The sequence below is a fragment of the Streptomyces sp. NPDC001549 genome (assembly GCF_042894025.1).
GTDB lineage: Bacteria > Actinomycetota > Actinomycetes > Streptomycetales > Streptomycetaceae > Streptomyces > Streptomyces kutzneri.
In genome coordinates this window covers 207,941-229,005 of record NZ_JBIAVJ010000003.1, presented here as the reverse complement: position 1 = coordinate 229,005, position 21,065 = coordinate 207,941, and the positions used below count along the sequence as shown (strand labels likewise).

General features: G+C 68.7%; 22 protein-coding genes and 1 tRNA gene. 12 read left to right on the top strand and 11 right to left on the bottom strand.

The genetic code is table 11. The features are described 5' to 3' along the window. Positions 1–2: 2 nt before the first annotated feature. Positions 3–653 (bottom strand): nucleotide exchange factor GrpE, encoded by a 651-nt coding sequence (gene grpE, locus ACFY04_RS06460; RefSeq protein ID WP_389114499.1) that lies wholly within the window; start codon positions 651–653, stop codon positions 3–5. After that, on the bottom strand, positions 653–2,497 hold the full coding sequence (gene dnaK / locus ACFY04_RS06455; protein ID WP_389114497.1) for a molecular chaperone DnaK: 1,845 nt from the start codon (positions 2,495–2,497) through the stop codon (positions 653–655). Before dnaK ends, grpE begins: the two co-directional genes overlap by 1 nt. A 231-nt stretch (positions 2,498–2,728) precedes the next feature. Here dnaK and ACFY04_RS06450 point away from each other — a divergent pair, with 231 nt between their 5' ends. Then, positions 2,729–3,262 carry a sugar transferase gene (locus tag ACFY04_RS06450; protein WP_389114495.1) on the top strand — a complete coding sequence of 178 codons (534 nt, stop codon included), beginning with the start codon at positions 2,729–2,731 and terminating at the stop codon, positions 3,260–3,262. A 110-nt stretch (positions 3,263–3,372) separates the two neighbouring features. Beyond that, complete coding sequence (locus tag ACFY04_RS06445) at positions 3,373–5,877, top strand: (Fe-S)-binding protein (RefSeq protein ID WP_389114493.1); 2,505 nt, start codon at positions 3,373–3,375, stop codon at positions 5,875–5,877. An 82-nt stretch (positions 5,878–5,959) separates the two neighbouring features. Here the strand turns inward: ACFY04_RS06445 and ACFY04_RS06440 are convergent, their stop codons facing one another. Then, a complete protein-coding gene (locus ACFY04_RS06440) occupies positions 5,960–6,760 on the bottom strand; it encodes a hypothetical protein (protein WP_389114491.1) in 801 nt (266 codons plus the stop codon). 291 nt (positions 6,761–7,051) lie between these two features. Here ACFY04_RS06440 and ACFY04_RS06435 point away from each other — a divergent pair, with 291 nt between their 5' ends. After that, the gene (locus tag ACFY04_RS06435) at positions 7,052–7,972 is read left to right on the top strand and encodes a Yip1 family protein (protein WP_389114489.1); all 921 of its coding nucleotides are present in this window, start codon (positions 7,052–7,054) and stop codon (positions 7,970–7,972) included. 79 nt (positions 7,973–8,051) lie between these two features. Here ACFY04_RS06435 and ACFY04_RS06430 read toward each other — a convergent pair whose 3' ends face one another. Both ACFY04_RS06430 and dcd read right to left on the bottom strand, forming a co-directional pair. Next, a complete protein-coding gene (locus tag ACFY04_RS06430) occupies positions 8,052–8,549 on the bottom strand; it encodes a phosphoribosyltransferase (protein ID WP_389114487.1) in 498 nt (165 codons plus the stop codon). Beyond that, positions 8,546–9,133, bottom strand: a complete 588-nt coding sequence (gene dcd, locus ACFY04_RS06425) for a dCTP deaminase (RefSeq protein ID WP_030009868.1) — start codon at positions 9,131–9,133, stop codon at positions 8,546–8,548. The genes ACFY04_RS06430 and dcd overlap by 4 nt, the downstream gene beginning before the upstream one ends. A gap of 460 nt (positions 9,134–9,593) precedes the next feature. On the opposite strand from dcd, the gene ACFY04_RS06420 reads away from it, so the two are divergent. From ACFY04_RS06420 to ACFY04_RS06395, 6 genes are all read left to right on the top strand, one after another. Then, a tRNA-Gly gene (locus tag ACFY04_RS06420) sits at positions 9,594–9,664 on the top strand. A 648-nt stretch (positions 9,665–10,312) separates the two neighbouring features. After that, positions 10,313–10,576: a hypothetical protein gene (locus tag ACFY04_RS06415; protein WP_389114485.1), complete on the top strand. Its 264-nt coding sequence runs from the start codon at positions 10,313–10,315 to the stop codon at positions 10,574–10,576. 490 nt (positions 10,577–11,066) lie between these two features. Further along, a complete protein-coding gene (locus tag ACFY04_RS06410; RefSeq protein ID WP_030647895.1) occupies positions 11,067–11,270 on the top strand; it encodes a cold-shock protein in 204 nt (67 codons plus the stop codon). Positions 11,271–11,580: 310 nt separating this feature from the next. Continuing rightward, positions 11,581–13,095 carry a DEAD/DEAH box helicase gene (locus tag ACFY04_RS06405; protein WP_389114483.1) on the top strand — a complete coding sequence of 505 codons (1,515 nt, stop codon included), beginning with the start codon at positions 11,581–11,583 and terminating at the stop codon, positions 13,093–13,095. A gap of 46 nt (positions 13,096–13,141) precedes the next feature. Beyond that, positions 13,142–13,546 carry a CBS domain-containing protein gene (locus ACFY04_RS06400; protein ID WP_389114481.1) on the top strand — a complete coding sequence of 135 codons (405 nt, stop codon included), beginning with the start codon at positions 13,142–13,144 and terminating at the stop codon, positions 13,544–13,546. A 49-nt stretch (positions 13,547–13,595) separates the two neighbouring features. After that, positions 13,596–13,907, top strand: coding sequence for an SCO5918 family protein (locus ACFY04_RS06395; protein ID WP_030755671.1), 312 nt, complete (start codon positions 13,596–13,598; stop codon positions 13,905–13,907). Positions 13,908–14,015: 108 nt separating this feature from the next. On the opposite strand, the gene ACFY04_RS06390 is transcribed toward ACFY04_RS06395, so the two are convergent. The 4 genes from ACFY04_RS06390 to ACFY04_RS06375 form a co-directional block, all read right to left on the bottom strand. Beyond that, positions 14,016–14,375, bottom strand: coding sequence for a hypothetical protein (locus tag ACFY04_RS06390; RefSeq protein ID WP_030755669.1), 360 nt, complete (start codon positions 14,373–14,375; stop codon positions 14,016–14,018). A gap of 1,391 nt (positions 14,376–15,766) precedes the next feature. After that, on the bottom strand, positions 15,767–16,042 hold the full coding sequence (locus tag ACFY04_RS06385; RefSeq protein WP_266594579.1) for an isoamylase early set domain-containing protein: 276 nt from the start codon (positions 16,040–16,042) through the stop codon (positions 15,767–15,769). 421 nt (positions 16,043–16,463) lie between these two features. Beyond that, positions 16,464–16,817: an STAS domain-containing protein gene (locus ACFY04_RS06380; protein ID WP_389114479.1), complete on the bottom strand. Its 354-nt coding sequence runs from the start codon at positions 16,815–16,817 to the stop codon at positions 16,464–16,466. A gap of 70 nt (positions 16,818–16,887) precedes the next feature. Continuing rightward, positions 16,888–17,568: an HSP18 transcriptional regulator gene (locus ACFY04_RS06375; RefSeq protein WP_389114478.1), complete on the bottom strand. Its 681-nt coding sequence runs from the start codon at positions 17,566–17,568 to the stop codon at positions 16,888–16,890. A gap of 129 nt (positions 17,569–17,697) precedes the next feature. Here ACFY04_RS06375 and ACFY04_RS06370 point away from each other — a divergent pair, with 129 nt between their 5' ends. The 3 genes from ACFY04_RS06370 (at position 17,698) to ACFY04_RS06360 (ending at position 19,125) form a co-directional block, all read left to right on the top strand. Further along, on the top strand, positions 17,698–18,132 hold the full coding sequence (locus ACFY04_RS06370; protein WP_351147638.1) for an Hsp20/alpha crystallin family protein: 435 nt from the start codon (positions 17,698–17,700) through the stop codon (positions 18,130–18,132). A gap of 96 nt (positions 18,133–18,228) precedes the next feature. Next, positions 18,229–18,624, top strand: coding sequence for a DUF2267 domain-containing protein (locus tag ACFY04_RS06365; protein ID WP_389114477.1), 396 nt, complete (start codon positions 18,229–18,231; stop codon positions 18,622–18,624). Positions 18,625–18,678: 54 nt separating this feature from the next. Continuing rightward, positions 18,679–19,125: a DUF2267 domain-containing protein gene (locus ACFY04_RS06360; protein ID WP_389114476.1), complete on the top strand. Its 447-nt coding sequence runs from the start codon at positions 18,679–18,681 to the stop codon at positions 19,123–19,125. A gap of 75 nt (positions 19,126–19,200) precedes the next feature. On the opposite strand, the gene ACFY04_RS06355 is transcribed toward ACFY04_RS06360, so the two are convergent. Beyond that, positions 19,201–19,374 carry a CsbD family protein gene (locus ACFY04_RS06355; protein WP_389114475.1) on the bottom strand — a complete coding sequence of 58 codons (174 nt, stop codon included), beginning with the start codon at positions 19,372–19,374 and terminating at the stop codon, positions 19,201–19,203. Positions 19,375–19,589: 215 nt separating this feature from the next. Next, positions 19,590–19,805 carry a hypothetical protein gene (locus ACFY04_RS06350; RefSeq protein WP_389114473.1) on the bottom strand — a complete coding sequence of 72 codons (216 nt, stop codon included), beginning with the start codon at positions 19,803–19,805 and terminating at the stop codon, positions 19,590–19,592. Positions 19,806–21,065: the final 1,260 nt, after the last annotated feature.

Below are 21,065 nucleotides of genomic sequence, written 5' to 3'. Positions count from 1 at the left end.
CATCAGCCCTTGTCGGGGGCATCCGCGTCCAAGCCGTCCGGCGCTTCGCCCTCCGCGGACTCGGACTTCGGGGCCGCGCCCGGCTGGGGCTCGGCCACCGCGACCCGTGCGGGACGGATCGTACGCTCGCCGATCCGGTACCCCGGCTGAAGGATCGCCACGCAGGTGTCCTCGGTGATGTCCGGCGCGTACGAGTGCATCAGGGCCTCGTGGATCGTCGGGTCGAAGGGCTCGCCCTCCTTGCCGAACTGCTGCAGGCCCATCTTGGCGGCGACGGTCTCCAGCGATTCGGCCACCGACTTGAAGCCGCCGACCAGCTCGCCATGCTCCCGCGCCCGGCCGATGTCGTCCAGGGTCGGGAGCAGCTCCGTCAGGAGGGACGCGACCGCGATCTCCTTGACGGTGATCCGGTCCCGCTCCACCCGGCGGCGGTAGTTCTGGTACTCGGCCTGGAGCCGCTGGAGGTCCGCGGTGCGCTCGGAGAGCGCGGTACGGGCCTGGTCCAGCTGCGCCAGCAGCGCCACGTCCTGGCTTGCGTCCCCGGCCGGGGCCGCCTCCTCCTTGGCGGAGTCGGCGGCCTTCGGCTCAGCGTCGTTCTGACCGGCGTCGGGGACTTCGGGCTTCTCGTCGAAGCCCGGGGTCTCCTCCGACATCAGACAGCGCCGCCCTTCGGCTTCTCGTCGTCGACGATCTCGGCGTCGACGACGTCGTCGTCGGCCTTGGCCTGGCCCGCGTCGCCGGCGCCGCCGGCGGCCTGGGCGGCCTGCGCGTCGGCGTAGATGGCCTGGCCGAGCTTCTGGCTGACCGCGGCGAGCTTCTCCGTCGCGGTGCGGATCTCGGCCGTGTCCTCGCCCTTGAGCGACTCCTTCAGCTCGGCGACGGCGGACTCGACCTCGGTCTTGACGTCGGCCGGGACCTTGTCCTCGTTGTCCTTGACGAACTTCTCCGTCTGGTAGACGAGCTGCTCGCCCTGATTGCGGGACTCGGCCGCCTCCTTGCGGCGCAGGTCCTCGTCCGCGTACTGCTCCGCCTCCTGGCGCATGCGGTCGACCTCGTCCTTGCCGAGCGAGGAGCCGCCGGTGACGGTCATCTTCTGCTCCTTGCCCGTGCCAAGGTCCTTGGCCGTGACGTGCATGATGCCGTTCGCGTCGATGTCGAAGGAGACCTCGATCTGCGGGACGCCACGCGGGGCCGGGGGCAGGCCCGTCAGCTCGAACATGCCGAGCTTCTTGTTGTACGCCGCGATCTCGCGCTCGCCCTGGTAGACCTGGATCTGCACGGACGGCTGGTTGTCCTCGGCCGTCGTGAAGATCTCGGAGCGCTTCGTCGGGATCGTGGTGTTGCGCTCGATCAGCTTGGTCATGATGCCGCCCTTGGTCTCGATACCGAGGGACAGCGGGGTCACGTCGAGGAGCAGGACGTCCTTGACCTCACCCTTGAGCACACCGGCCTGGAGGGTGGCGCCGATGGCGACGACCTCGTCCGGGTTGACGCCCTTGTTGGCGTCCTGACCGCCGGTGAGCTCCTTGACGAGCTCGGCGACGGCCGGCATACGGGTGGAACCGCCGACCAGGACCACGTGGTCGATCTCGGACAGCGCGATGCCGGCGTCCTTGATGACGTTGTGGAACGGGGTCTTGCAGCGGTCGAGCAGGTCCGCGGTCAGCTGCTGGAACTGCGCGCGCGTGAGCTTCTCGTCCAGGTGCAGCGGGCCCTCGGCGGAAGCCGTGATGTAGGGCAGGTTGATCGTGGTCTCCGTGGAGGAGGACAGCTCGATCTTCGCCTTCTCGGCGGCCTCGCGCAGACGCTGGAGCGCCATCTTGTCCTTGGACAGGTCGACGCCGTGGCCGTTGGCGAACTGCTTCACCAGGTAGTCGACGACGCGCTGGTCCCAGTCGTCGCCACCGAGGTGGTTGTCACCGTTGGTGGCCTTCACCTCGACGACGCCGTCGCCGATCTCCAGGAGCGACACGTCGAAGGTGCCGCCACCGAGGTCGAAGACGAGAATGGTCTGGTCGTCCTTGTCGAGGCCGTAGGCCAGGGCGGCGGCGGTCGGCTCGTTCACGATGCGCAGGACGTTCAGGCCCGCGATCTCGCCGGCCTCCTTCGTCGCCTGACGCTCGGAGTCGTTGAAGTAGGCCGGGACGGTGATGACCGCGTCCGTGACCTTCTCGCCCAGGTACGCCTCGGCGTCGCGCTTCAGCTTCTGCAGGATGAAGGCGCTCATCTGCTGCGGGTTGAAGTCCTTGCCATCCAGGTTGATCTTCCAGTCAGTGCCCATGTGGCGCTTGACGGAGCGGATGGTCCGGTCCACGTTCGTGACCGCCTGGCGCTTGGCCACCTCGCCGACGAGGACCTCGCCGTTCTTGGCGAAGGCGACGACGGACGGCGTGGTCCTGGCGCCCTCGGCGTTGGTGATGACGGTGGGCTCGCCGCCTTCCAGAACGCTGACGACGGAGTTAGTGGTGCCCAGGTCGATGCCGACCGCACGTGCCATTTCAATTCCTCCAGCTGACTTGAGTGGAACAGACTCAACCATGCCGTATCGCTGCGCTTGCGTCAACAGAACTGAGTCGAGTCGACTCAACCTTTAGCCGCCACTTACGCGCAACCCGGGGGCGCGGGGGTCCCGGGAAAGAGCCCCCCCGGCAGCGGCGCTGCAGCCGAACGGGTCACGGCGGCCGCGCGCCACCGCAAGACCGCCGGAGGCATACGGCAGCGTGCTGGCATGCCCCTCACACTCACCGCTCCACGGGTACGGATCCCCGCCACCCCACCGGCAAAGCGGGTGTTCGACCTTGTCGGGGCAGTGATGCTGCTCGCAGTGCTCGGCCTTCCGCTCGCGGCGATCACCGCCCTGCTCTGCGCGACCCAGGGCGGCCGCCCCTTCGTACGGGAGCCGGCGGCGGGGCTGGCCGGGCGGCCCTTCCGGACCTGGCGGCTGCGCACCGACGACGGCGCCGGCCGGATCGGGGCGGCCCTGGACCGCTGCGCCCTCGACGGCCTCCCGCAGCTGCTGAACGTGATCCGCGGCGAGATGTCGCTCGTCGGACCGCGCCCGGAGGCCCGTACGGACCGCCCGGAGCGACTCCTCGTACGCCCCGGAATGACCGGTTTGTGGCAGGTCAGCGCGCGTTCGGACCTCCCCTGGGAGGAGATGGCCCTGCTCGACCGGCATTATGTGGAGAGCCACTGGCTCGGGATGGACCTCGCGATCCTGGCGCAGACCCCGCGCGCGGCGTACCGGCAAAGGGTCGCCTGAGCGACACAGATCACCGCACGCTCGGCTACATTGCGGCGTCGGGAATGGGTAACCTCAAGCCTTGACTTCATAAGTTACCGCTTAGTAAGTGCCGCCCGAGGAGCCCTTCCATGCAACTCGCCGCGATCATCGTGTCGCTGGTCATCACGGTGGTGGCCGTCGCGCTGTTCGGCCGTGCCACCGTGCAGATCTACCGTTTCGTGCGACTCGGCCAGCCAGTGCCCGCGGGCACGCGCACCGGCGATCCCACGCAGCGCACCATCACCCTGGTCAAGGAGTTCCTCGGCCACACCCGTATGAACCGCTGGGGCATCGTCGGCTTCGCGCACTGGTTCGTGGCGGTGGGCTTCTTCTCACTGCTGCTGACGATCGTCAACGCCTTCGGCCAGCTCTTCCAGGCCGACTGGCTGATCCCGATCATCGGTGACTGGCTGCCGTACGAGATCTTCACCGAGTTCCTCGGCCTGATGACCGTGCTCGGCATCGTCACCCTGATCGTCATCCGGCAGCTGAGCCGGCCGAGCGGGGCGGGCCGCAAGTCCCGCTTCACGGGCTCCAAGACGGGCCAGGCGTACTTCGTCGAGGCCGTCATCCTGATCGTCGGCGTCTGCATCATGACGCTGCGCGCGCTCGAGGGCGCTCTGCACGGCGTCGACGGCTGGGAGCCGGGCTTCTTCGCCTCGTACCCGATGATCGCCGCCTTCGACGGGCTGAGCCTGAGCACGCTCCAGCACCTGACGTACTTCTTCGCGGCGCTCAAGATCGTCACGTCCTTCACCTGGATGATCACGGTCTCGCTCAACACCAACATGGGTGTCGCCTGGCACCGCTTCCTCGGCTTCCCGAACATCTGGTTCAAGCGGAACGCGGACGGCTCCACGGCCCTCGGCGCCCTGCAGCCGATGACCTCGGGCGGCAAGGAGATCGACTTCGAGGACCCGGGCGAGGACGACTCCTTCGGTGTCTCGCAGGTCGAGCAGTTCTCCTGGAAGGGCATCCTCGACTTCTCCACGTGCACCGAGTGCGGTCGCTGCCAGTCGCAGTGCCCGGCCTGGAACACGGGCAAGCCGCTCTCCCCGAAGCTGCTCATCATGTCGCTGCGCGACCACGCGCACGCCAAGGCCCCGTACCTGCTCGCCGGCGGCGGCAAGGACATGGAGGGCAACGAGAAGGCCACGGCGGAGCAGCTCGCCGGTGTCCCGGCCGCCGCTCTCGCGGAGGCCGAGCGCCCGCTGATCGGCACCGCCGAGGAGAACGGCGTCATCGACCCGGACGTGCTGTGGTCCTGCACCACCTGCGGTGCGTGCGTGGAGCAGTGCCCGGTCGACATCGAGCACATCGACCACATCGTCGACATGCGCCGCTACCAGGTGATGATCGAGAGCGCGTTCCCGTCGGAGGCGGGCACGATGCTCAAGAACCTGGAGAAGAAGGGCAACCCCTGGGGCCTGGCGAAGAAGCAGCGCGTCGAGTGGACCAAGGAGGTGGACTTCGAGGTCCCGATCATCGGCAAGGACGCGGAGGACCTCTCCGAGTTCGACTACCTCTACTGGGTCGGCTGCGCCGGCGCCCTGGAGGACCGGGCCAAGAAGACCACGAAGGCCTTCGCGGAGCTGCTGAACATCGCGGGCGTCAAGTTCGCGATCATGGGCGGCGACGAGAAGTGCACCGGTGACTCGCCGCGCCGTCTCGGCAACGAGCCGCTGTTCCAGCAGCTGGGCCAGGAGAACGTGGCCATGCTGAACATGGCCTTCGGCGAGGACGACGAGGACCCGTCGACGAAGAAGCCGAAGTCGGCGAAGCGGATCGTCTCGACCTGCCCGCACTGCTTCAACACCATCGCGAACGAGTACCCGCAGCTGGGCGGCGAGTACGAGGTCATCCACCACACGCAGCTGCTCCAGCACCTGATCGACGAGGGCCGCCTCACGCCGGTCACGCCGGTCGACGGCCTGATCACGTACCACGACCCGTGCTACCTGGGCCGGCACAACAAGGTCTACACGCCGCCGCGCGAGATCATGTCGGCCGTGCCGGGCCTGCGGCAGCAGGAGATGCACCGCCACAAGGAGCGGGGCTTCTGCTGCGGCGCCGGTGGCGCGCGGATGTGGATGGAGGAGCGGATCGGCAAGCGCATCAACAACGAGCGCGTCGACGAAGCCCTGTCCCTGAACCCGGACATCGTCTCCACCGCCTGCCCCTTCTGCCTCGTGATGCTCACCGACTCGGTGAACGGCAAGAAGAACGACGGACAGGCCAAGGAGCACGTCCAGGTCGTCGACGTGGCGCAGCTGCTGCTCGACTCCGTGAAGACCCCGGGCCGGACGGAGGCCGAGCTGGCCGCGCTCGCGGCGGAGGCCGAGGCGGCAGCCGCGGCCGAGGCCGCTGCCGCGAAGGCTGCGGCGGAGGCGGAAGCCAAGGCGAAGGCGGAGGCCGAAGCGAAGGCGAAGGCGGAAGCCGAGGCCGCAGCCGAGCCGGAGGCGGAAGCCGAGGCAGAGGCCGAGCCGGCCGAGGCGAAGCCGGAAGCCGAGCCGGAGGCCTCGGAAGAGGTCAAGGCGGAGGCGAAGCCCGAGGCCGAGGCGACCGAGGCGAAGCCCGAGGCCGAGACCAAGTAGGACACAGGACACCCGCAGCACCGGAACGGCCGGTCCCCCGCCCGGGGGACCGGCCGTTCCGTCGTACGGGGACGGGAAGGGCTCAGCCCCGGCCGCTCAGCACGGCGAAGCCCGGCCCGGCCGCACCCGCCACGGCCATGCCGCCGCCCGAGGCGACCAGCCTCGGGGTGCCGGACCCCGCCGGGTCGACCGTGCACTTCTCGATCAGCCTGCCGGTGAAGTCGTACACCCGGCTGTTCCCGCCGCCCTTGCCGTCGATGACGACGAACTTCACGCGCTTGCCGTCCTGGACCAGCTTGTACGTCCAGCCGTCGTGGTGGACGCTCGGACGCCGCAGGTCGATCGTGGCGAGGGCACGGCCCTTCGGCGTGGAGATCTCGACGCGCTTGCCGTTCGGGCCGTCCACGAGCTTGGCGATCCGCTCGTCGGGCATGGTGATCCGCACCGAACTCTCCTTCCTGATCTCCTTCTTCGGCTGCGGCTGCGGCTGCGGCTGCGGCGCGCCGTCCATCCAGGAGGTGACGGTGCCGTTCGGCTGGAGCACGGCGTGCAGACCGTTGTTCTGCCCGTACGACGCGGCACCGCCCTTGCTGACCAGCGTGTCCAGCTTCGTGGAGCCCGCGAAGACGTCCGCCTCGAAGTGGCTGCCGCCGATCCTGTAGACCTTGGCGACGGTCCCGTCCGCCAGCTTCACGGTGGTGACGTACGCGCGGACGCTCGGGGCCGGCTCGACGGACGGCCGTACGAACGCGTCCGCCGACGGCTGGGGCTCCGGTACGGCCGGCGAGTCCGCGAGGGCGGATCCGGCGGGGAGGGCCAGGACGGTGGCCGCGCCGGCGACGACGGCGGCGCTGCGGAGGGTGGTTCGGCGAGTGTTGCGCATGGTGTGAGCTCTTCTCGTGTCTCGTATCTCGTGCTCGTTCGTGCTCGTTCGTCCTGCGTGGCGGCGACGAGTACGAAGCTACGGACCCGATATGTGCGCATTCAGTCGAGAACGTAACGGAAAGCCGCAGAACACAACACAGCCTCGTAAACCGGACAGGCGACAAGATCGGACTCGGGGTGGGGGCAGCCCCTCCGGGATCCCCTAAGGGATGTCACAGGTCAGCCGCAAAGGGTGGCTGTTCCGGCTGCCCGTCCACCGATGCTCGCCGGACCAGGTACGTTCGATCACGTGGCTGGATTCAGGATCGGACGCGGCAGGGACAACAACCGCTCTCCGCAACAACCCCCGCAGCAGCAGCAGTCGTACAGTCAGCAGCAGCAACCGCCGCCGTACGGCCAGCCGCCCTACCCTCCCGTCGGCGGCCCGCCACCGCAGCAGCAGTGGCCGCAGCCGAACGCGGGAGGTCACGGCGAGCCGGAGTACTTCGACCCGTACGGGCAGCAGCAGCCGCACGCGCAGCAGCCCCCGTACGGCCACGGAGGCCACGGGGGCGGGGGCGGGGGCTACAACGACAACCCGGGGCACACCCAGGTCTTCGCCGTCGGCGAGGACCCGTACGGCCAGGGCGCGACCTACCAGGCGGGCGCGGCCTCGGCGGCGCCGTCCGGGCCGCGGCTGCCGTGGAAGGAACTGCTCCGCGGCATCGTGACGCGGCCTGGGCAGACCTTCCTGCAGATGCGCGACTACGCGGTTTGGGGCCCCGCCCTGATCGTGACCTTCCTCTACGGGCTGCTCGCGGTCTTCGGCCTCGACGACGCCCGCGAGGACGTCATCAACGCGACCGTGCCGAAGGCCGTCCCGATCGTCCTGTCCGCCGGCGTGGCCTTCGTCATCTGCGGCCTGATCCTGGGCGCGGTCACGCACACTCTGGCCCGCCAGCTGGGCGGCGACGGCTCGTGGCAGCCGACGGTGGGCCTGTCGATGCTGGTCATGTCCATCACGGACGCACCGCGCCTGCTGTTCGCCGTGTTCCTCGGCGGCGACAACATGGTCGTACAGGTGCTGGGCTGGGCCACGTGGGTGGCGGCCGGAGCCCTGTTCACCTCGCTCATCAGCAAGTCGCACGACCTGCCGTGGCCGAAGGCCCTGGGCGCGTCCGCGATCCAGCTGGTCGCACTGCTGTCGATCATCAAGCTGGGCACGATCTAGCCCCGTCCCACCCCGCCCCCGCACACGAAAGGGCCCGCCGCGCACTGTCCGCGCGGCGGGCCCTCTGCATGCCGACGGCCTAGGCGTCGAGGACCTGGCCCTCACGCTTGACGACGGGCGGCTCGACCGACCAGGGGAAGTTGATCCACTCGTCGGTCTTCTTCCACACGTACTCGCACTTCACGAGGCAGTGGGACTTCTCGTAGACGACGGCGGAGCGCACCTCGGCGACGTGGCCCAGGCAGAAGTCGTGGACGAGCTTCAGCGTCTTGCCGGTGTCGGCCACGTCATCGGCGATGAGGACCTTCTTGTCGGTGAAGTCGATCGCCTCGGGCACGGGGGCCAGCATGACCGGCATCTCCAGCGTGGTGCCGACGCCGGTGTAGAACTCCACGTTCACCAGGTGGATGTTCTTGCAGTCGAGCGCGTACGCCAGGCCGCCGGCGACGAACACCCCGCCGCGGGCGATGCTCAGGATGATGTCGGGCTCGTAGCCGTCGTCGGCGATCGTCTGGGCCAGCTCGCGCACGGCGCGCCCGAAACCTTCGTAGGTCAGGTTCTCGCGTACGTCGCTCATGCCTCGTGCCTCACCTGGGTGCGGTGGAAGTTCTGGAAGGAGCGCGAGGCGGTCGGCCCGCGCTGCCCCTGGTACCTGGACCCGTAGCGCTCACTGCCGTACGGGAACTCGGCGGGCGAGCTGAGCCGGAACATGCACAGCTGCCCGATCTTCATACCCGGCCAGAGCTTGATCGGCAGGGTGGCGAGGTTCGACAGCTCCAGGGTCACGTGACCCGAGAACCCGGGGTCGATGAACCCGGCGGTCGAATGCGTCACCAGGCCGAGGCGGCCCAGGCTGGACTTCCCCTCCAGTCTGGAGGCGATGTCGTCGGGCAGCGAGATGACCTCGTACGTCGAGGCGAGGACGAACTCACCGGGGTGGAGGATGAACGCCTCGTCGCCCTCCGGCTCGACCATCCGGGTCAGGTCCGCCTGCTCGATCGCCGGATCGATGTGGGCGTAGCGGTGGTTCTCGAACACCCGGAAAAACCGGTCGAGACGTACATCGATGCTGGAGGGCTGCACCATCGATTCCTCGAACGGGTCGATGCGAACCCGTCCGCTGTCGATCTCGGCCCGGATGTCTTTATCAGAGAGAAGCACGTCCCGAGGATACGCAGAGCGCGCGGGCCACCCCCAATCGAGAGCGACGACCCGCGCGCCTGCCCCGGCGACTACCGCTTCGCGCCACCCACGGGCACGGCGTGCCGCAACCGCGCACACCGCGGACACCGCAGCAGCCGCCCGGGCCCGATCCGGCCGGCACCGAGGTGCTGCAGCGGGAAGGAGGCGGTACTGAAAACGTGCCCTTCGGCACAACGGACGACGGTGTGCTCCATCGAGTCCCTTTCCCCAACGAGCCGTACTACGACGAATCGCCACATTAGGGGATGATCGGCACCCACTCCAGCCGCCGCTCCGCACCCACACGGTACGCCCCAACTCCCGTGCCCACACGCCCCGGTGTACGCCACACACGACAGCGACCCCGCGGCGGATTCGCCGGGGGTCGATCATGAGGTAGAGTGAGCGAAGCCAGGGATCCAGGCAACTGACCCGCCGTGCGGATGTAGTTTAATGGTAGAACATGAGCTTCCCAAGCTTATAGCGCGGGTTCGATTCCCGTCATCCGCTCTTGAGCGAAGGCCCAGGTCAACGACCTGGGCCTTCGTCGTTGTCTAGACCTCTCACCCCTCGCCGTGCCCTCTGCGTGCCCAACTCGCAAGAACTCCCTGGCCGGAGGGCTCTTCGCGCACCACTTGCACCACACGAGCCCCCGCCGGTCTCGCGTCGCGAGACACGTCCTCGATGAACTGCATCACACCGCTGTCTCCGTCGCGTGAATTCGCTTTCCAAAAGGGGCGGTTGGTCGGAGGGGTTGGCTCAGACCCTCGACGGGTCTGCCTAGTCCTCTCTCCCCGCCAACACGCGATCGGCCGCGTAGTGCGGGCAGGAAGGGAGGTGCCACGTCACCGTCACCCGGCACCGGTCGGCGGCGATGGTACGGGCCTGCCCAGTGGCCGGGCAGGCCGCGCAGTGCGGGCACACGACGGTTTCGAACTTCAGCTCAGCCATCACCTACGCCACCTTCCCCGCCAACGGTGCTCGCGACGAGAGTGCCACGCCTCCCAGCGGGACAGGCTCCACACACCGGTCCCCACTGATGCAAGTCTCGAAGAGAGCGGCGCACCGGGACTCGGGGGGCTTATGGTCCAGCCGCGCCAGCGAGATGGTCCCGGAGATCACCGTTCAGCCGATCATCTCGTCAGGAGGTTCCCGCGGGTGCCGATGGATGAAGGCAGTGACCCTGAGCAGGACACTCCGGCGGAGCGGCCGGGCAGGGATGGTCCTGCCGTTCACGTGTGGGCCACGGCCGGCCCACCATGCCTTCCCGCCGAGGCGGCCGCCACCGTCGAGGCCATCGTGCAGGCTGTGCGCCACGGCGATGAGGTACGTATCCGGATCCTGTTGGCAGCCCTGGTCGACATCGCCGACACCGAGGTTCTCCTCCACCTTCGAGATCGGCTCCGCGAACGACCGCAGTGACGGTCAGGCGCTTCGGAACAGACGTGTAGCGAGCGCGGGGCTGGCCGCGCCGCCTTGCCGTGGTTGCCCCCCGAGACCGCCATGGAGCCCTGCGAGCTGCTGATCCCTTCGGGAGGGCGCCGCGGACCCACCCCGCAGGCTCACGTCCCCTGGACTGCACGTCGCAGCTGGCGGACGCCCTTGCTCGCGAAACGCTGCACTCGGGGGCAATCAATATCTATCCCCGCGGCCAGAGAGTTTAATGGACCCCGCAGGGAGGGTTTTTCTGCACCGCACACGATGGAGATATTTAACGCACACGAACCGCTGCAGCGTGCTACTGTCGGTCTCGGTTGCAGTTTTGGTACCCAAAAACTTCAAGCGCTCCAGTCGGCTCCGCGCCACATTCGAGTGCTTCATATTTCCGGTCATTTTCCGGCGGGGCATCATCGCGGCGACACGGTGTCCGTATGGTGCGGATGCTGGTGTACTGCCCCAAAGGAGATATGACATGGCATCTGGCACAGTGAAGTGGTTCAACGCGGCCAAGGGTTTCGGCTTCATCGAGCAGGACGGTGGCGGCGACGACGTCTTCGCCCACTTCTCGAACATCGCCGCCCAGGGCTTCCGCGAGCTGCTGGAAGGCCAGAAGGTCACCTTCGACATCGCGCAGGGCCAGAAGGGCCCGACGGCCGAGAACATCGTTCCCGCCTGACGCTGACGCGCATTTCGTAGCTGGGGCCCGCATCCCTCGGGGTGCGGGCCCCAGCTGCACGCATTTCCCGCAGTGGTGTCACCTGCGGGATGAAGTATTTCAGGGTTACAGCCTGCTCGACGCTTCACCCGACTCGATTTCTTGGTTTCGCGTCCCCGTGACGCCACCTCATCTCAGCGCATGCGCCCGTACAGAATCTCTGTCGGCCAGAGTCGCTTTCGCATTCCATTCGGCCCGTTCTTGTGATTCCCTGCGCTGCGTTTCGCTGCGGGAATTCCTTGATACGCGCCGCATCAAGGAAAGGTTCTGAATGAACCGCACACGTACGAACGACCGTTCCTCTCGCACCCGCAGCCGCACCGGCGGCCCCGCTTTCGGCGCTGCCGCCGGTTCGGAGCGGGGCAGCCGCTTCGGCTCGTCGGCCCCGAGCCGTTCCGGAGGTCCGCGCCGCTCGGGCGGCTACGGCCGCCGACCCGCAGCGGTACAGGGCGAGTTCGCTCCGCCGAAGACCATCACTCCCGCGCTGCCCGCCGTCGAGGCCTTCGCCGACCTCGACATGCCGGCGGAGCTGCTTGCTGCCCTCGGCGCGCAGGGCCTGAGCGTGCCGTTCCCGATCCAGGGAGCCACCCTGCCCAACACCCTTTCGGGCCGCGACGTCCTCGGCCGCGGCCGTACCGGCTCCGGCAAGACCCTGGCCTTCGGCCTCGCCCTGCTGGCCCGCACCGCCGGACAGCGCGCTGAGCCGCGCCAGCCGCTGGCCCTGGTCCTCGTCCCCACCCGCGAGCTGGCCCAGCAGGTGACCGACGCCCTCACCCCGTACGCCCGCGCCGTGAAGCTGCGCCTGACCACGGTCGTCGGCGGCATGTCGATCGGCAAGCAGGCCGGAGCGCTGCGCGGAGGCGCGGAGGTCGTCGTGGCTACGCCCGGCCGGTTGAAGGACCTCATCGACCGTGGCGAATGCCGGCTGAACCAGGTCGCGATCACCGTCCTCGACGAGGCCGACCAGATGGCCGACATGGGCTTCATGCCGCAGGTCACCGCCCTCCTCGATCAGGTGCGCCCCGAGGGCCAGCGGATGCTCTTCTCCGCCACCCTCGACCGCAACGTCGACCTGCTGGTCCGGCGCTACCTCACCGACCCCGTCGTGCACTCGGTGGACCCCTCGGCCGGTGCGGTGACGACGATGGAGCACCACGTGCTGCACGTCCACGGCGCCGACAAGCACCGGACGACGACGGAGATCGCGGCGCGCGAGGGCCGGGTGATGATGTTCCTGGACACCAAGCACGCCGTGGACCGGCTGACCGAGGACCTGCTGAACAGCGGTGTCCGGGCCGCCGCGCTGCACGGCGGGAAGTCGCAGCCCCAGCGCACCCGCACCCTGACCCAGTTCAAGACCGGTCACGTGACCGTGCTGGTCGCGACGAACGTGGCGGCGCGCGGCATCCACGTCGACCACCTCGACCTCGTCGTGAACGTCGACCCGCCGACCGACCCCAAGGACTACCTCCACCGTGGCGGCCGCACCGCCCGCGCCGGCGAGTCCGGCAGCGTCGTCACCCTGGTCACCCCCAACCAGCGCCGCGACATGACCCGCCTCATGCAGGCCGCGGGCATCACCCCGCAGACCACCCAGGTCCGCTCGGGCGAAGAGGCCCTGAACCGGATCACCGGTGCCCAGGCCCCCTCCGGAATCCCCGTCGTCATCACCGCACCGGTCGTCGAACGCGCCAAGCGCAGCACGGCCTCCCGTGGCAGGCGTCGGCCCGCTTCGACGGTCCGGCGTGTGAGCGTGCGGCAGTCCGCCTTCGATGCGGCGGCCTGAGAACCACGTGATCAGGAAACTGACCCATCTCTGCAGGAGGCACGTTTTGACGCTGGTCCAGATGCAGCCCCGCTCCGCGAACGCCAACCCTGTGCACCGGACGGTGGGCGACACGATGGAGGCGGCCGGTCCACAGGTCTGTGACGACATGACGGTCGAGGTGGCCCTGGCTGTCATGGCCAGTGCCCGCGCGGGTCATCTGCTCGTCTGCGACGAGGACGGCCTGTGCACCGGGCTGGTCACCCAGGCCGGGCTCGCCACCGTCCGCGACAGCGCGGCGTACACGGACCAGGTCCGTCTCCGCGACCTCCTGGGCGACCCCGGGCCGGTCACCTCGCCCCTGACCACGATGGCCGAAGCCGAGCACGCGATGCGCTACCGCCGACTCGCTGCCCTGCCCGTCGTCGACGAGCAGGGCAGCGCTCTGGGCGTCCTCGCCCTGGCCCGCTGAACCGCCTCACGGCAGCACGACCGTCCCCTTCTACTTCCTGTGAGGCAACATGCGCTGTGTCATCGCCCGTTTCCCGTTCGACCTGACCAAGAGCGGTGTCCTGGAGTCGATGAAGGGCATCAAGCCCGAGCAGGTCGTCGGCGAGTCCGTGATCATCGGGCGCCGTACCTACCCCGTCAAGCAGGTCGGTCAGGTCATCACGCGCCAGGACCGCCGCGACTTCAGCGCCGGTGAAGTCCTCCGGGCCATGACCCAGCTCGGGTTCACCTGCCGCGGCCTCCCCCGGGCTGCCGTGCCCACGCGCGTCCTCAGCCCGCTCCAGCAGGCTTCCGCGATGCTCGGCATCCCGGTGACCGTCTGACGGACAGGACCGGCGCGAGCCGACACCCGAACACAGCGAGGAGGGCCCGACCGGCACGCGCCGGTCGGGCCCTCCTGCGTACCCAGGGGTTTCTTACGCGATGTCGGGTCAGTGGTCGGAGTAGCTGAAGTCGCCCATGGTCCATGCACTGACATCCGCGATCGAGACGCGATACATCCCACCCGTCTCCGGGATCCCCACCGTGCCCTGAAGGATGCGGGCCACATGGAAGTGCAGATGAGTGGGCGGTCCCTCGTGGGGTGTCGTGGCGGTGAAGATGGCGGCGAACTCGCCCAGGCGGGCGGAATCCGTCAGGACCTCCGACACCCGCTGCCTCCACACGGCTTCGGGTGCGAGTCGACCGGTGATGACAGCGCCACCGGTGACCACGGTCAGGGACATCTGATTGCTCTGCCCGGACTCCACCAGGGTGGCAACGTCAACGAGCAGCTCGTCAGGCTTCGACATGAGAGCCGATTTTATGCACCAGTCGTCCCGTCCCCTCGACCGGTAGCACTACCGGTCGAGAAGTGCACTCACCGCCTTCCCGCCGGAGGCCCGACGGGTGACGACACCGGTTGCTCGGGCGATGCGGTGACCATGGGCCAGCCGAATCCACCGGTATGGCCGCACAGGACACGGGGCCCGAGCCCCTGACCTGCTGTGCAGGCTGCTCTGCGCATCCAGTCCGACCGCGAACGTCTAGCTCTCCTCGGCGGGCACGAAAATCTATGACGGCCGCAGTAGACATTGAGTGGTGGCGTGGTTATGGTTTCTCTCGTAGCCCAGAGAGACAGCAGGGCCTGGCAGAGACGAACTGCCGGGCAGCAGTACCCGCAGTTGCAGTGCGCAAGACGGTGCGGTGGTGGAGTTCCGAAGCCAGGGTTGTTGCAAGACGGCGACGGGACTGACGACCGGACCGGGTGGCCCGCAGTCATCAGGGGCCGCCATGAGCAGTACCCAGCAGTGAAGTAGTGAGCAGCACCTCGGTGAAGGCGTCGGCTGCGGATGCGCGCACCGGGAAGTTCGGCAGTGGGGTTCTAAGCCAGAGCAGACGCAGGACGGGCAACGGGGCTGGCTGCCGAAAAGTGGCGCTGAAGCAGGCCACCAGCAGTACGCAGTACCGCAATGAGTGCAGTTCCCGCAGTACAGCAGTAAGCGCAGTAACCCGCAGTTGCAGTCTCTCCCGTTTGGTAAGCAGTTGATCACCGAGGGAAGAACGGAGGAGTTGAGGCGCCATCAGGATCGCCCGGGCGGAAGTCTTGAGTCCGGGTACCGCAGGACATCGATAGCGAGGTGGTCTCCGGTCGAGCAACCGCGATCCCCGCACAGCCTGTTCCCGTTCGGACGGGTCGGCGGAGACAGTAGGCCGGCGCAGGACTAGGGCCGGCAGATGGTGTAGCAGTTCCTTCGGGGCCCCGGTGCTGAACGCACCGGGGCCCCTCCCCTCGTTCCGCCCCCCTCTACCTCTCCAGGCCTGTCTGATCACCCGCTCCGCTCGCCGGCGTTCCTCCGCCACTGCTCCCGCTACCCAGCTGCGCACCGCCGCCCGCGTCCGGGAGCTCGTCGACCACGGCACTCTCGTGGAGGCGGCCCGGCTAGTCACGAACCAGGGCGATTACCCTCCGCGTTCCGCATGGAGTGGGAGGCCTCGTCGTGAAGGTTGAACGCGGAGAAGAGCTCGGTTTCATCGCCCAGGACGGCGGCTGCCCGGACTTATTCGCCCACTACTCGCGGCAGCGTGTCCCGCCGGAAGCCAACCGACCATGACGCCGCAGCCATGCCGGATCAGGTGCGCACCTTCGCCGGCGGTAGCGATCTTCTGGAAGCCGGCATCGGAGAGCACTTGCCAAACGCGATCAGGTGCGGAGACGGCTGTTGGGGCCGTCTTGCTCGTCGGCGGTGTCGTCGTTGAACCAGTAGTCGCCGGCGGCCAGGTAGCGGAAGGAATGGTTGCTGCCGGTGGGCAGCTCAACGGTGACCGCGCGGTTGCCGTCCTTGCGGAGGGTAAGAGGGTGCACGCCGGGACACCAGTCGTTGAAGTCGCCGACCACGCTCACCTCGGCCGCAGGCGTGTCGGCGGGCAGAACGAAAGTGACCTTGGCGCGGTTCTTGCGCACGGCGCGTTCCAGCACGAGAGACTCCTGACGGACAGGGGGAGGGACAGTACGGGCCCATGGTCAGGGCAGAGCAGGAGCCGCGCACGCCGACGCCGCCGTACTGCCCACCGGGTCACCCACCCGCTGCACCCAGCAGGACGCGCAACCGGGCACATGTGACAGTGCACGTGGGGTACGACGACGGTTGCCCCACGCAAGCAGGACCCGGCCGGGGCCCCGTAGCCACACCGGCCGGGTCCTGCGCCATGCGAAGCAGACGTTCCGCGAGCACGCCAAACTTCGGACCGGCTGGCGCCGAAGCAGTGTCACCCCCACTCCAGCCCACCTCAGCGAGGGTGGCCCGAGGGTTCGGTCCTGGTCGGCGCCAGGGGGTTGGCCCCGGAAGGCGACCGTCCCCGCCGGTGACCCGGGCGGCGCCCGTACGCGACCTGTGTGCCTAGTGAGGCAGGCCGTCCGGCCATCCCTCCGGAGAGCGGTCGCCGGGCGGCGGGTCGTGGTCCGCGGGGAAGAGGGGCAGGGTGCCGGTCATCTCCAGGAGGCGCAGGAGCTGGTGGTTGGGGGCTGCCAGGCGTACGACGGTTCCGGTCTCCTGTGCTGCGCGCCGGGCGGCGAGGAGTGCGTTGAGCGCGGAGGAGTCGCAGAAGGAGACGCGGCTGCAGTCGACCGTCACGGGCTTGGCCGGTGAGGCGTGGGTGAGGGCTTCGGCAAGGGCGAACCGCAGGGCGGGGGCCGTCTCGATGTCTATCTCGCCCGAGGGCCTGATGGCAACGGCGTGCTCCAGGACTTCCACGGCGATGGCGTTGCCGCCGGCCTGGCCCCCGGAGCCCGTGGTCCGGTCGGCGGTTCGGGGGAGGGGCGGGTCAGGTGCTGCGCTGGTCGTGGGTTTCCTGGCGGAGCCGGTCGGTGTGCCGGGTCAGGGCGTCGATGCGTTCGGCGAGCTCGGTGTCCTCGGGTCGCAGGTGGGCACGGGTGTCGATCAGAGGGCGGACGAGGCGGGCGGCGTCGTCGTCGGCGAGGGCCAGGTTCAGGTCGCCGACGGCGCCCTCGGCACCGTCGGGGAGACCGGTCAGAGCGGTGACCTGGCCGGCGAGACGGCGCAGGTCGGCCGCGTGGTCGCGGGCCCAGGCGGTCACCGTGCGGTCGGCGGCGCGCGTGTCGCGCATGGCCTGGACGCGCTGCTCGCCGGTACTCCCGACCGCTCCCGGGCGCAGCCGCAGGTAGCGCCGTTCTGCGGCCTGGCGGCTGGCGACCCCGAGCGGGCCCGCGAGGTCGGCCCAGCTCGCGCCCCGCCCGCGGGCGGTCTCGATCAGCCCGCTCTCCCAGTCGGCGAGCTGCTCGCGGACCTCGCGCAGCAGCAACAGCGCGGCCAGGGCCGGGTGTGGACCCGGGTCCGGCGCGCGCCCCGTCGGGGCCGTCGTTGGTGCTGCGGAGGGTCGCTGCGCGTCCCGCAGGGCCTGGTCGATGGTCTCCAGCGCCGCCGCGGCGGCGAGGAAGGGGACCTGGGTGGGCGGTGGGGTGGCCTCGCGTTCGGCCTCGTTCATGGGACTCTCCGTTGGCTTGTCATCCTCCAGATGACTGCTTACTTGTCATCGTTTCGATGACATGTTACAACGGAGGCACGTTGAAGCGCATTGGCAGTTTCTGCCTGAACCAACTGGAGGTGTTTCGCGATGTTGATGCGCACCGACCCGTTCCGCGAGATGGACCGGATCGTCCAGCAGCTGTCGGGTGCGTCTGGCACGTGGTCGAAGCCGTCGGTGATGCCGATGGACGCCTACCGTCAGGGCGACGTGTACGTGATCGCCTTCGACCTCCCCGGCGTGAGCACCGAGGCGATCGACATCGACGTCGAGCGGAACATGCTGACGGTGAAGGCCGAGCGTCGGCCCACGGGGAAGTCCGACGGAGTGCAGATGGAGCTCTCCGAGCGGCCCCTGGGCGTCTTCTCCCGCCAGATCATGCTGGCCGACACCCTCGACACCGAGCACATCGAAGCCGACTACGACGCGGGCGTCCTGACCCTGCGGATCCCGATCGCCGAGCGCGCCAAGCCGCGGAAGATCAGCATCGGCGGCGAATCCGGCCGCAAGCAGATCTCCGGCTGATCGGCCCCAAAGCGGCGGAGGACGGGGAACCGATCCCCCTCCGGCACCCCGTCCTCCGCGCCCCTCGCCCCTTCACCCCTCCCCGGAGGTGACGTGATGTCGATACGCAGGGAGGCGTTCCTGGCCCACGTCCAGGAACGCGGCGAGTACACGACCCTGCCGGAAGCCGAACGGGCGGCGCACGTCGTCCTGGCCCTACTGGGCGCGCACCTGGTCGGCACCGTGCGGGCCGAGCTCGCCGCCCGGCTCCCCGAGACGTACGCCCTGATCCTTCTGAATCCCCTGCAGGCCGCCGAACCGCTCTCACCCGAACGCTTCGTCCGCGCGACCGCGGCCTGGATCGAGGGCGCCACCGAGAAGACGGCCCTGTGGGACATCGGCGCGGTCCTCTCCACCGTGGCCGCAGCGGCGGGTGACGTCCTCATGCGCGAGGTCCTGATCCAGCTCCCGCCCGGCTACGACCTCCTCTTCGGGCACCCCCAGCCCATCTGACCGGCGCCGACGGCCGGAACTCGAACCTTCGAAGAGAAAGGCAACCGCAGCACCATGTACGACCAGCCTCGACCGGACCGGCCCACCCCCGCCATGACGTTCGACCAGATGCTGGAACGCGTCCGCTACGAGGGCGCCTACCCCACCCGCGAACGCGCGGAAGAAGCCGTCCGCACCGTGCTTGCCGCGCTCGGCCGGCAGGTCACCGGTGACGAGCGCGTCGACCTCGCCCAGTGCCTGCCCGTCGAAGCCGCCCTCACCCTGACCGCCCAGATCCCCGATACCGAGCAGCTCACCGGCTGGGGCTTCGTCAAGGACCTGGCCGCACGAACCGGCGTGAGCCCGGCCATCGCCCGCTGGGACACCGGCGCCGTACTCGCCACCGTCACCGCGCTCGCCGGACCCGACCTCCTTGCCCGCGTCCTCCAGCGACTCCCCGACGACTACGCACTCCTCTTCGGACAGGCGCAACTGCGCCGGCCTCAGCGCGCCGCCGCCTGACCGGAGCCGGCTGCGCGCGGACATGCAACGGGGCCGGGACCGCTCCTGCGGTCCCGGCCCCGTGCACACGAGGGGTCAGTGCTTGAAGGTGTCCTTGATCTTTTCCTTGGCCTCGCGGGCATCGCCCTTGGCCTGCTCCGCGCGGCCCTCGGCGGTAATCCGCTCATTGCCCGTCAGACGGCCAGCGGTCTCCTTGAGCTTGCCCTTGGCCTGCTCGCCCTTCGCCTCGGCCTTCTGCTCACCAGACACAGCTGATCACTCCCTGTTCGATGGAAAGGTCTTACAGAACCCCGTATGACCGGTGGGATCCCTCCCAAACAGACGGGCCGGCAATAGGGTGACGCTCGGGGCGAAACGTTCGGCCATGGGCCAGCCGGCCTGGATGCCGCAGCGGTCCGCGCGGCGCCTCATGGAGGTGACCGTGCCAGCGAGCCGGAGCGCGGTGGTGACGAGCCGGGATCGTGTCAGGCCGGCTCGGTCAGGACGTGGTCGGCGTCGGGTAGCTCGTGGACGTGAGCGGCCGCACCTTCCAGCGGCAGGAGAGGGCGCAGGGGACAGTCGGCCGGGGTGTGGTCGTGGTCGACTTCCCAGGTGGGCAAGGGTGCGGCGGGGGCGCAGTCGGTGGAGACGGCGTAGAGGTTGCCGAAGCAGCCCCGGCACACCAGTGCAGCGTGGTTCACGGGAGTGCCTCCGGTTGAACCGACTCGGCTGAGCCATCCACGGGGCGGGCCTCCCCCGCCAGGTGGAGCTGGCGCAAGGTGCTTTCCGTCTCGCGCCTGAGGTGTTCGGAAGAGGCCAGACGCTGCCACAGCGGGTCGGGGAGGCCGGGGACGGCGGCGCCGCGGGCAGCCCATTCCTCGGCAAGCTGCGTGTACAGGGGTGTGTCCTGGTCCGGGGGTTCTCCGGGAATCCGGCCACGGGCGTGTGCCGGGCTACGGGAAGGCCTTCGGCGCGCTTGTACCGGAAGACGGCCAACCGCTCTGCGCTTGCCGCTGCCGGCCTGTGCGCCGCGGCTGGAGTCCGTCCAATGATCGTCCGTCACGTTCGTCAAAACGATTCTTCCATCCTCCAGGACACCGTTTCCGGTGTGCCGCGACGCTCTCGACCGTTGCTCTGGCCCTCGATGAGGCACACACCGTTGACCGCCCCCAGCTGCTCCCTGTGCTGCGCATCGACAGGAGCGACCGTGCGTTCGGGGTCGATTACCTCCTCACCCGCCACACGAAAATCTATGGCGACCGAAGTAGACATTGGGCTGTGGCGTGGTTATGGTTTCTCTCGTAGCCCAGAGAGACAGCAGGCCCTGGCAGAGACGAACTGCCGGGCAGCAGTACCCGCAGTTGCAGTTCGCAAGACGGTGCGGTGGTGGAGTTCCGAAGCCAGGGTTGTTGCAAGACGGCGACGGGACTGACGACCGGACCGGGTGGCCCGCAGTCATCAGGGGCCGCCGTGAGCAGTACCAGCAGTTACGCAGTGGCACTACCTGTAAGTGCAGTTCGCAGTACCCAGCAGTGAAGTAGTGAGCAGCACCTCGGTGAAGGCGTCGGCTGCGGACGCGCGCACCGGGAAGTTCGGCAGTGGGGTTCTAAGCCAGAGCAGACGCAGGATGGGCAACGGGGCTGGCTGCCGAAGAGTGGCGCTGGGTCAGGCCACTGAGCAGTACGCAGTACCGCAGTACCAGCAGTAAGTAGTTGATCACCGAGGGAAGAACGGAGGAGCCGAGCACCATCAGGATCGCCCGGGCGGAAGCCTTGAGTCCGGGTACCGCAGGACATCGATAGTGAGGTGGTCTCCGGTCAAGCAACCGCGATCCCCGCACTCCCGGCAGCATGTCGGCCGGGTCGGCGGAAACACAGGGTCGGCGCAGTATCAGGGCCGACAGATGGTGTAGTAGTTCCTTCGGGGCCCTGGTGCCGTACGGCACCAGGGCCCCTCCATGC

Coding starts and splice junctions, on each gene's coding strand:
- ACFY04_RS06365 (WP_389114477.1), top strand. CDS start 18,229: ATGTCGATACGCAGGGAGGCGTTCCTGGCCCACGTCCAGGAACGCGGC.
- ACFY04_RS06375 (WP_389114478.1), bottom strand. CDS start 17,568: ATGAACGAGGCCGAACGCGAGGCCACCCCACCGCCCACCCAGGTCCCC.
- ACFY04_RS06405 (WP_389114483.1), top strand. CDS start 11,581: ATGAACCGCACACGTACGAACGACCGTTCCTCTCGCACCCGCAGCCGC.
- grpE (WP_389114499.1), bottom strand. CDS start 653: ATGTCGGAGGAGACCCCGGGCTTCGACGAGAAGCCCGAAGTCCCCGAC.
- ACFY04_RS06370 (WP_351147638.1), top strand. CDS start 17,698: ATGTTGATGCGCACCGACCCGTTCCGCGAGATGGACCGGATCGTCCAG.
- ACFY04_RS06445 (WP_389114493.1), top strand. CDS start 3,373: ATGCAACTCGCCGCGATCATCGTGTCGCTGGTCATCACGGTGGTGGCC.
- ACFY04_RS06395 (WP_030755671.1), top strand. CDS start 13,596: ATGCGCTGTGTCATCGCCCGTTTCCCGTTCGACCTGACCAAGAGCGGT.
- dnaK (WP_389114497.1), bottom strand. CDS start 2,497: ATGGCACGTGCGGTCGGCATCGACCTGGGCACCACTAACTCCGTCGTC.
- ACFY04_RS06360 (WP_389114476.1), top strand. CDS start 18,679: ATGTACGACCAGCCTCGACCGGACCGGCCCACCCCCGCCATGACGTTC.
- ACFY04_RS06440 (WP_389114491.1), bottom strand. CDS start 6,760: ATGCGCAACACTCGCCGAACCACCCTCCGCAGCGCCGCCGTCGTCGCC.
- ACFY04_RS06430 (WP_389114487.1), bottom strand. CDS start 8,549: ATGAGCGACGTACGCGAGAACCTGACCTACGAAGGTTTCGGGCGCGCC.
- ACFY04_RS06450 (WP_389114495.1), top strand. CDS start 2,729: ATGCCCCTCACACTCACCGCTCCACGGGTACGGATCCCCGCCACCCCA.
- ACFY04_RS06390 (WP_030755669.1), bottom strand. CDS start 14,375: ATGTCGAAGCCTGACGAGCTGCTCGTTGACGTTGCCACCCTGGTGGAG.
- ACFY04_RS06410 (WP_030647895.1), top strand. CDS start 11,067: ATGGCATCTGGCACAGTGAAGTGGTTCAACGCGGCCAAGGGTTTCGGC.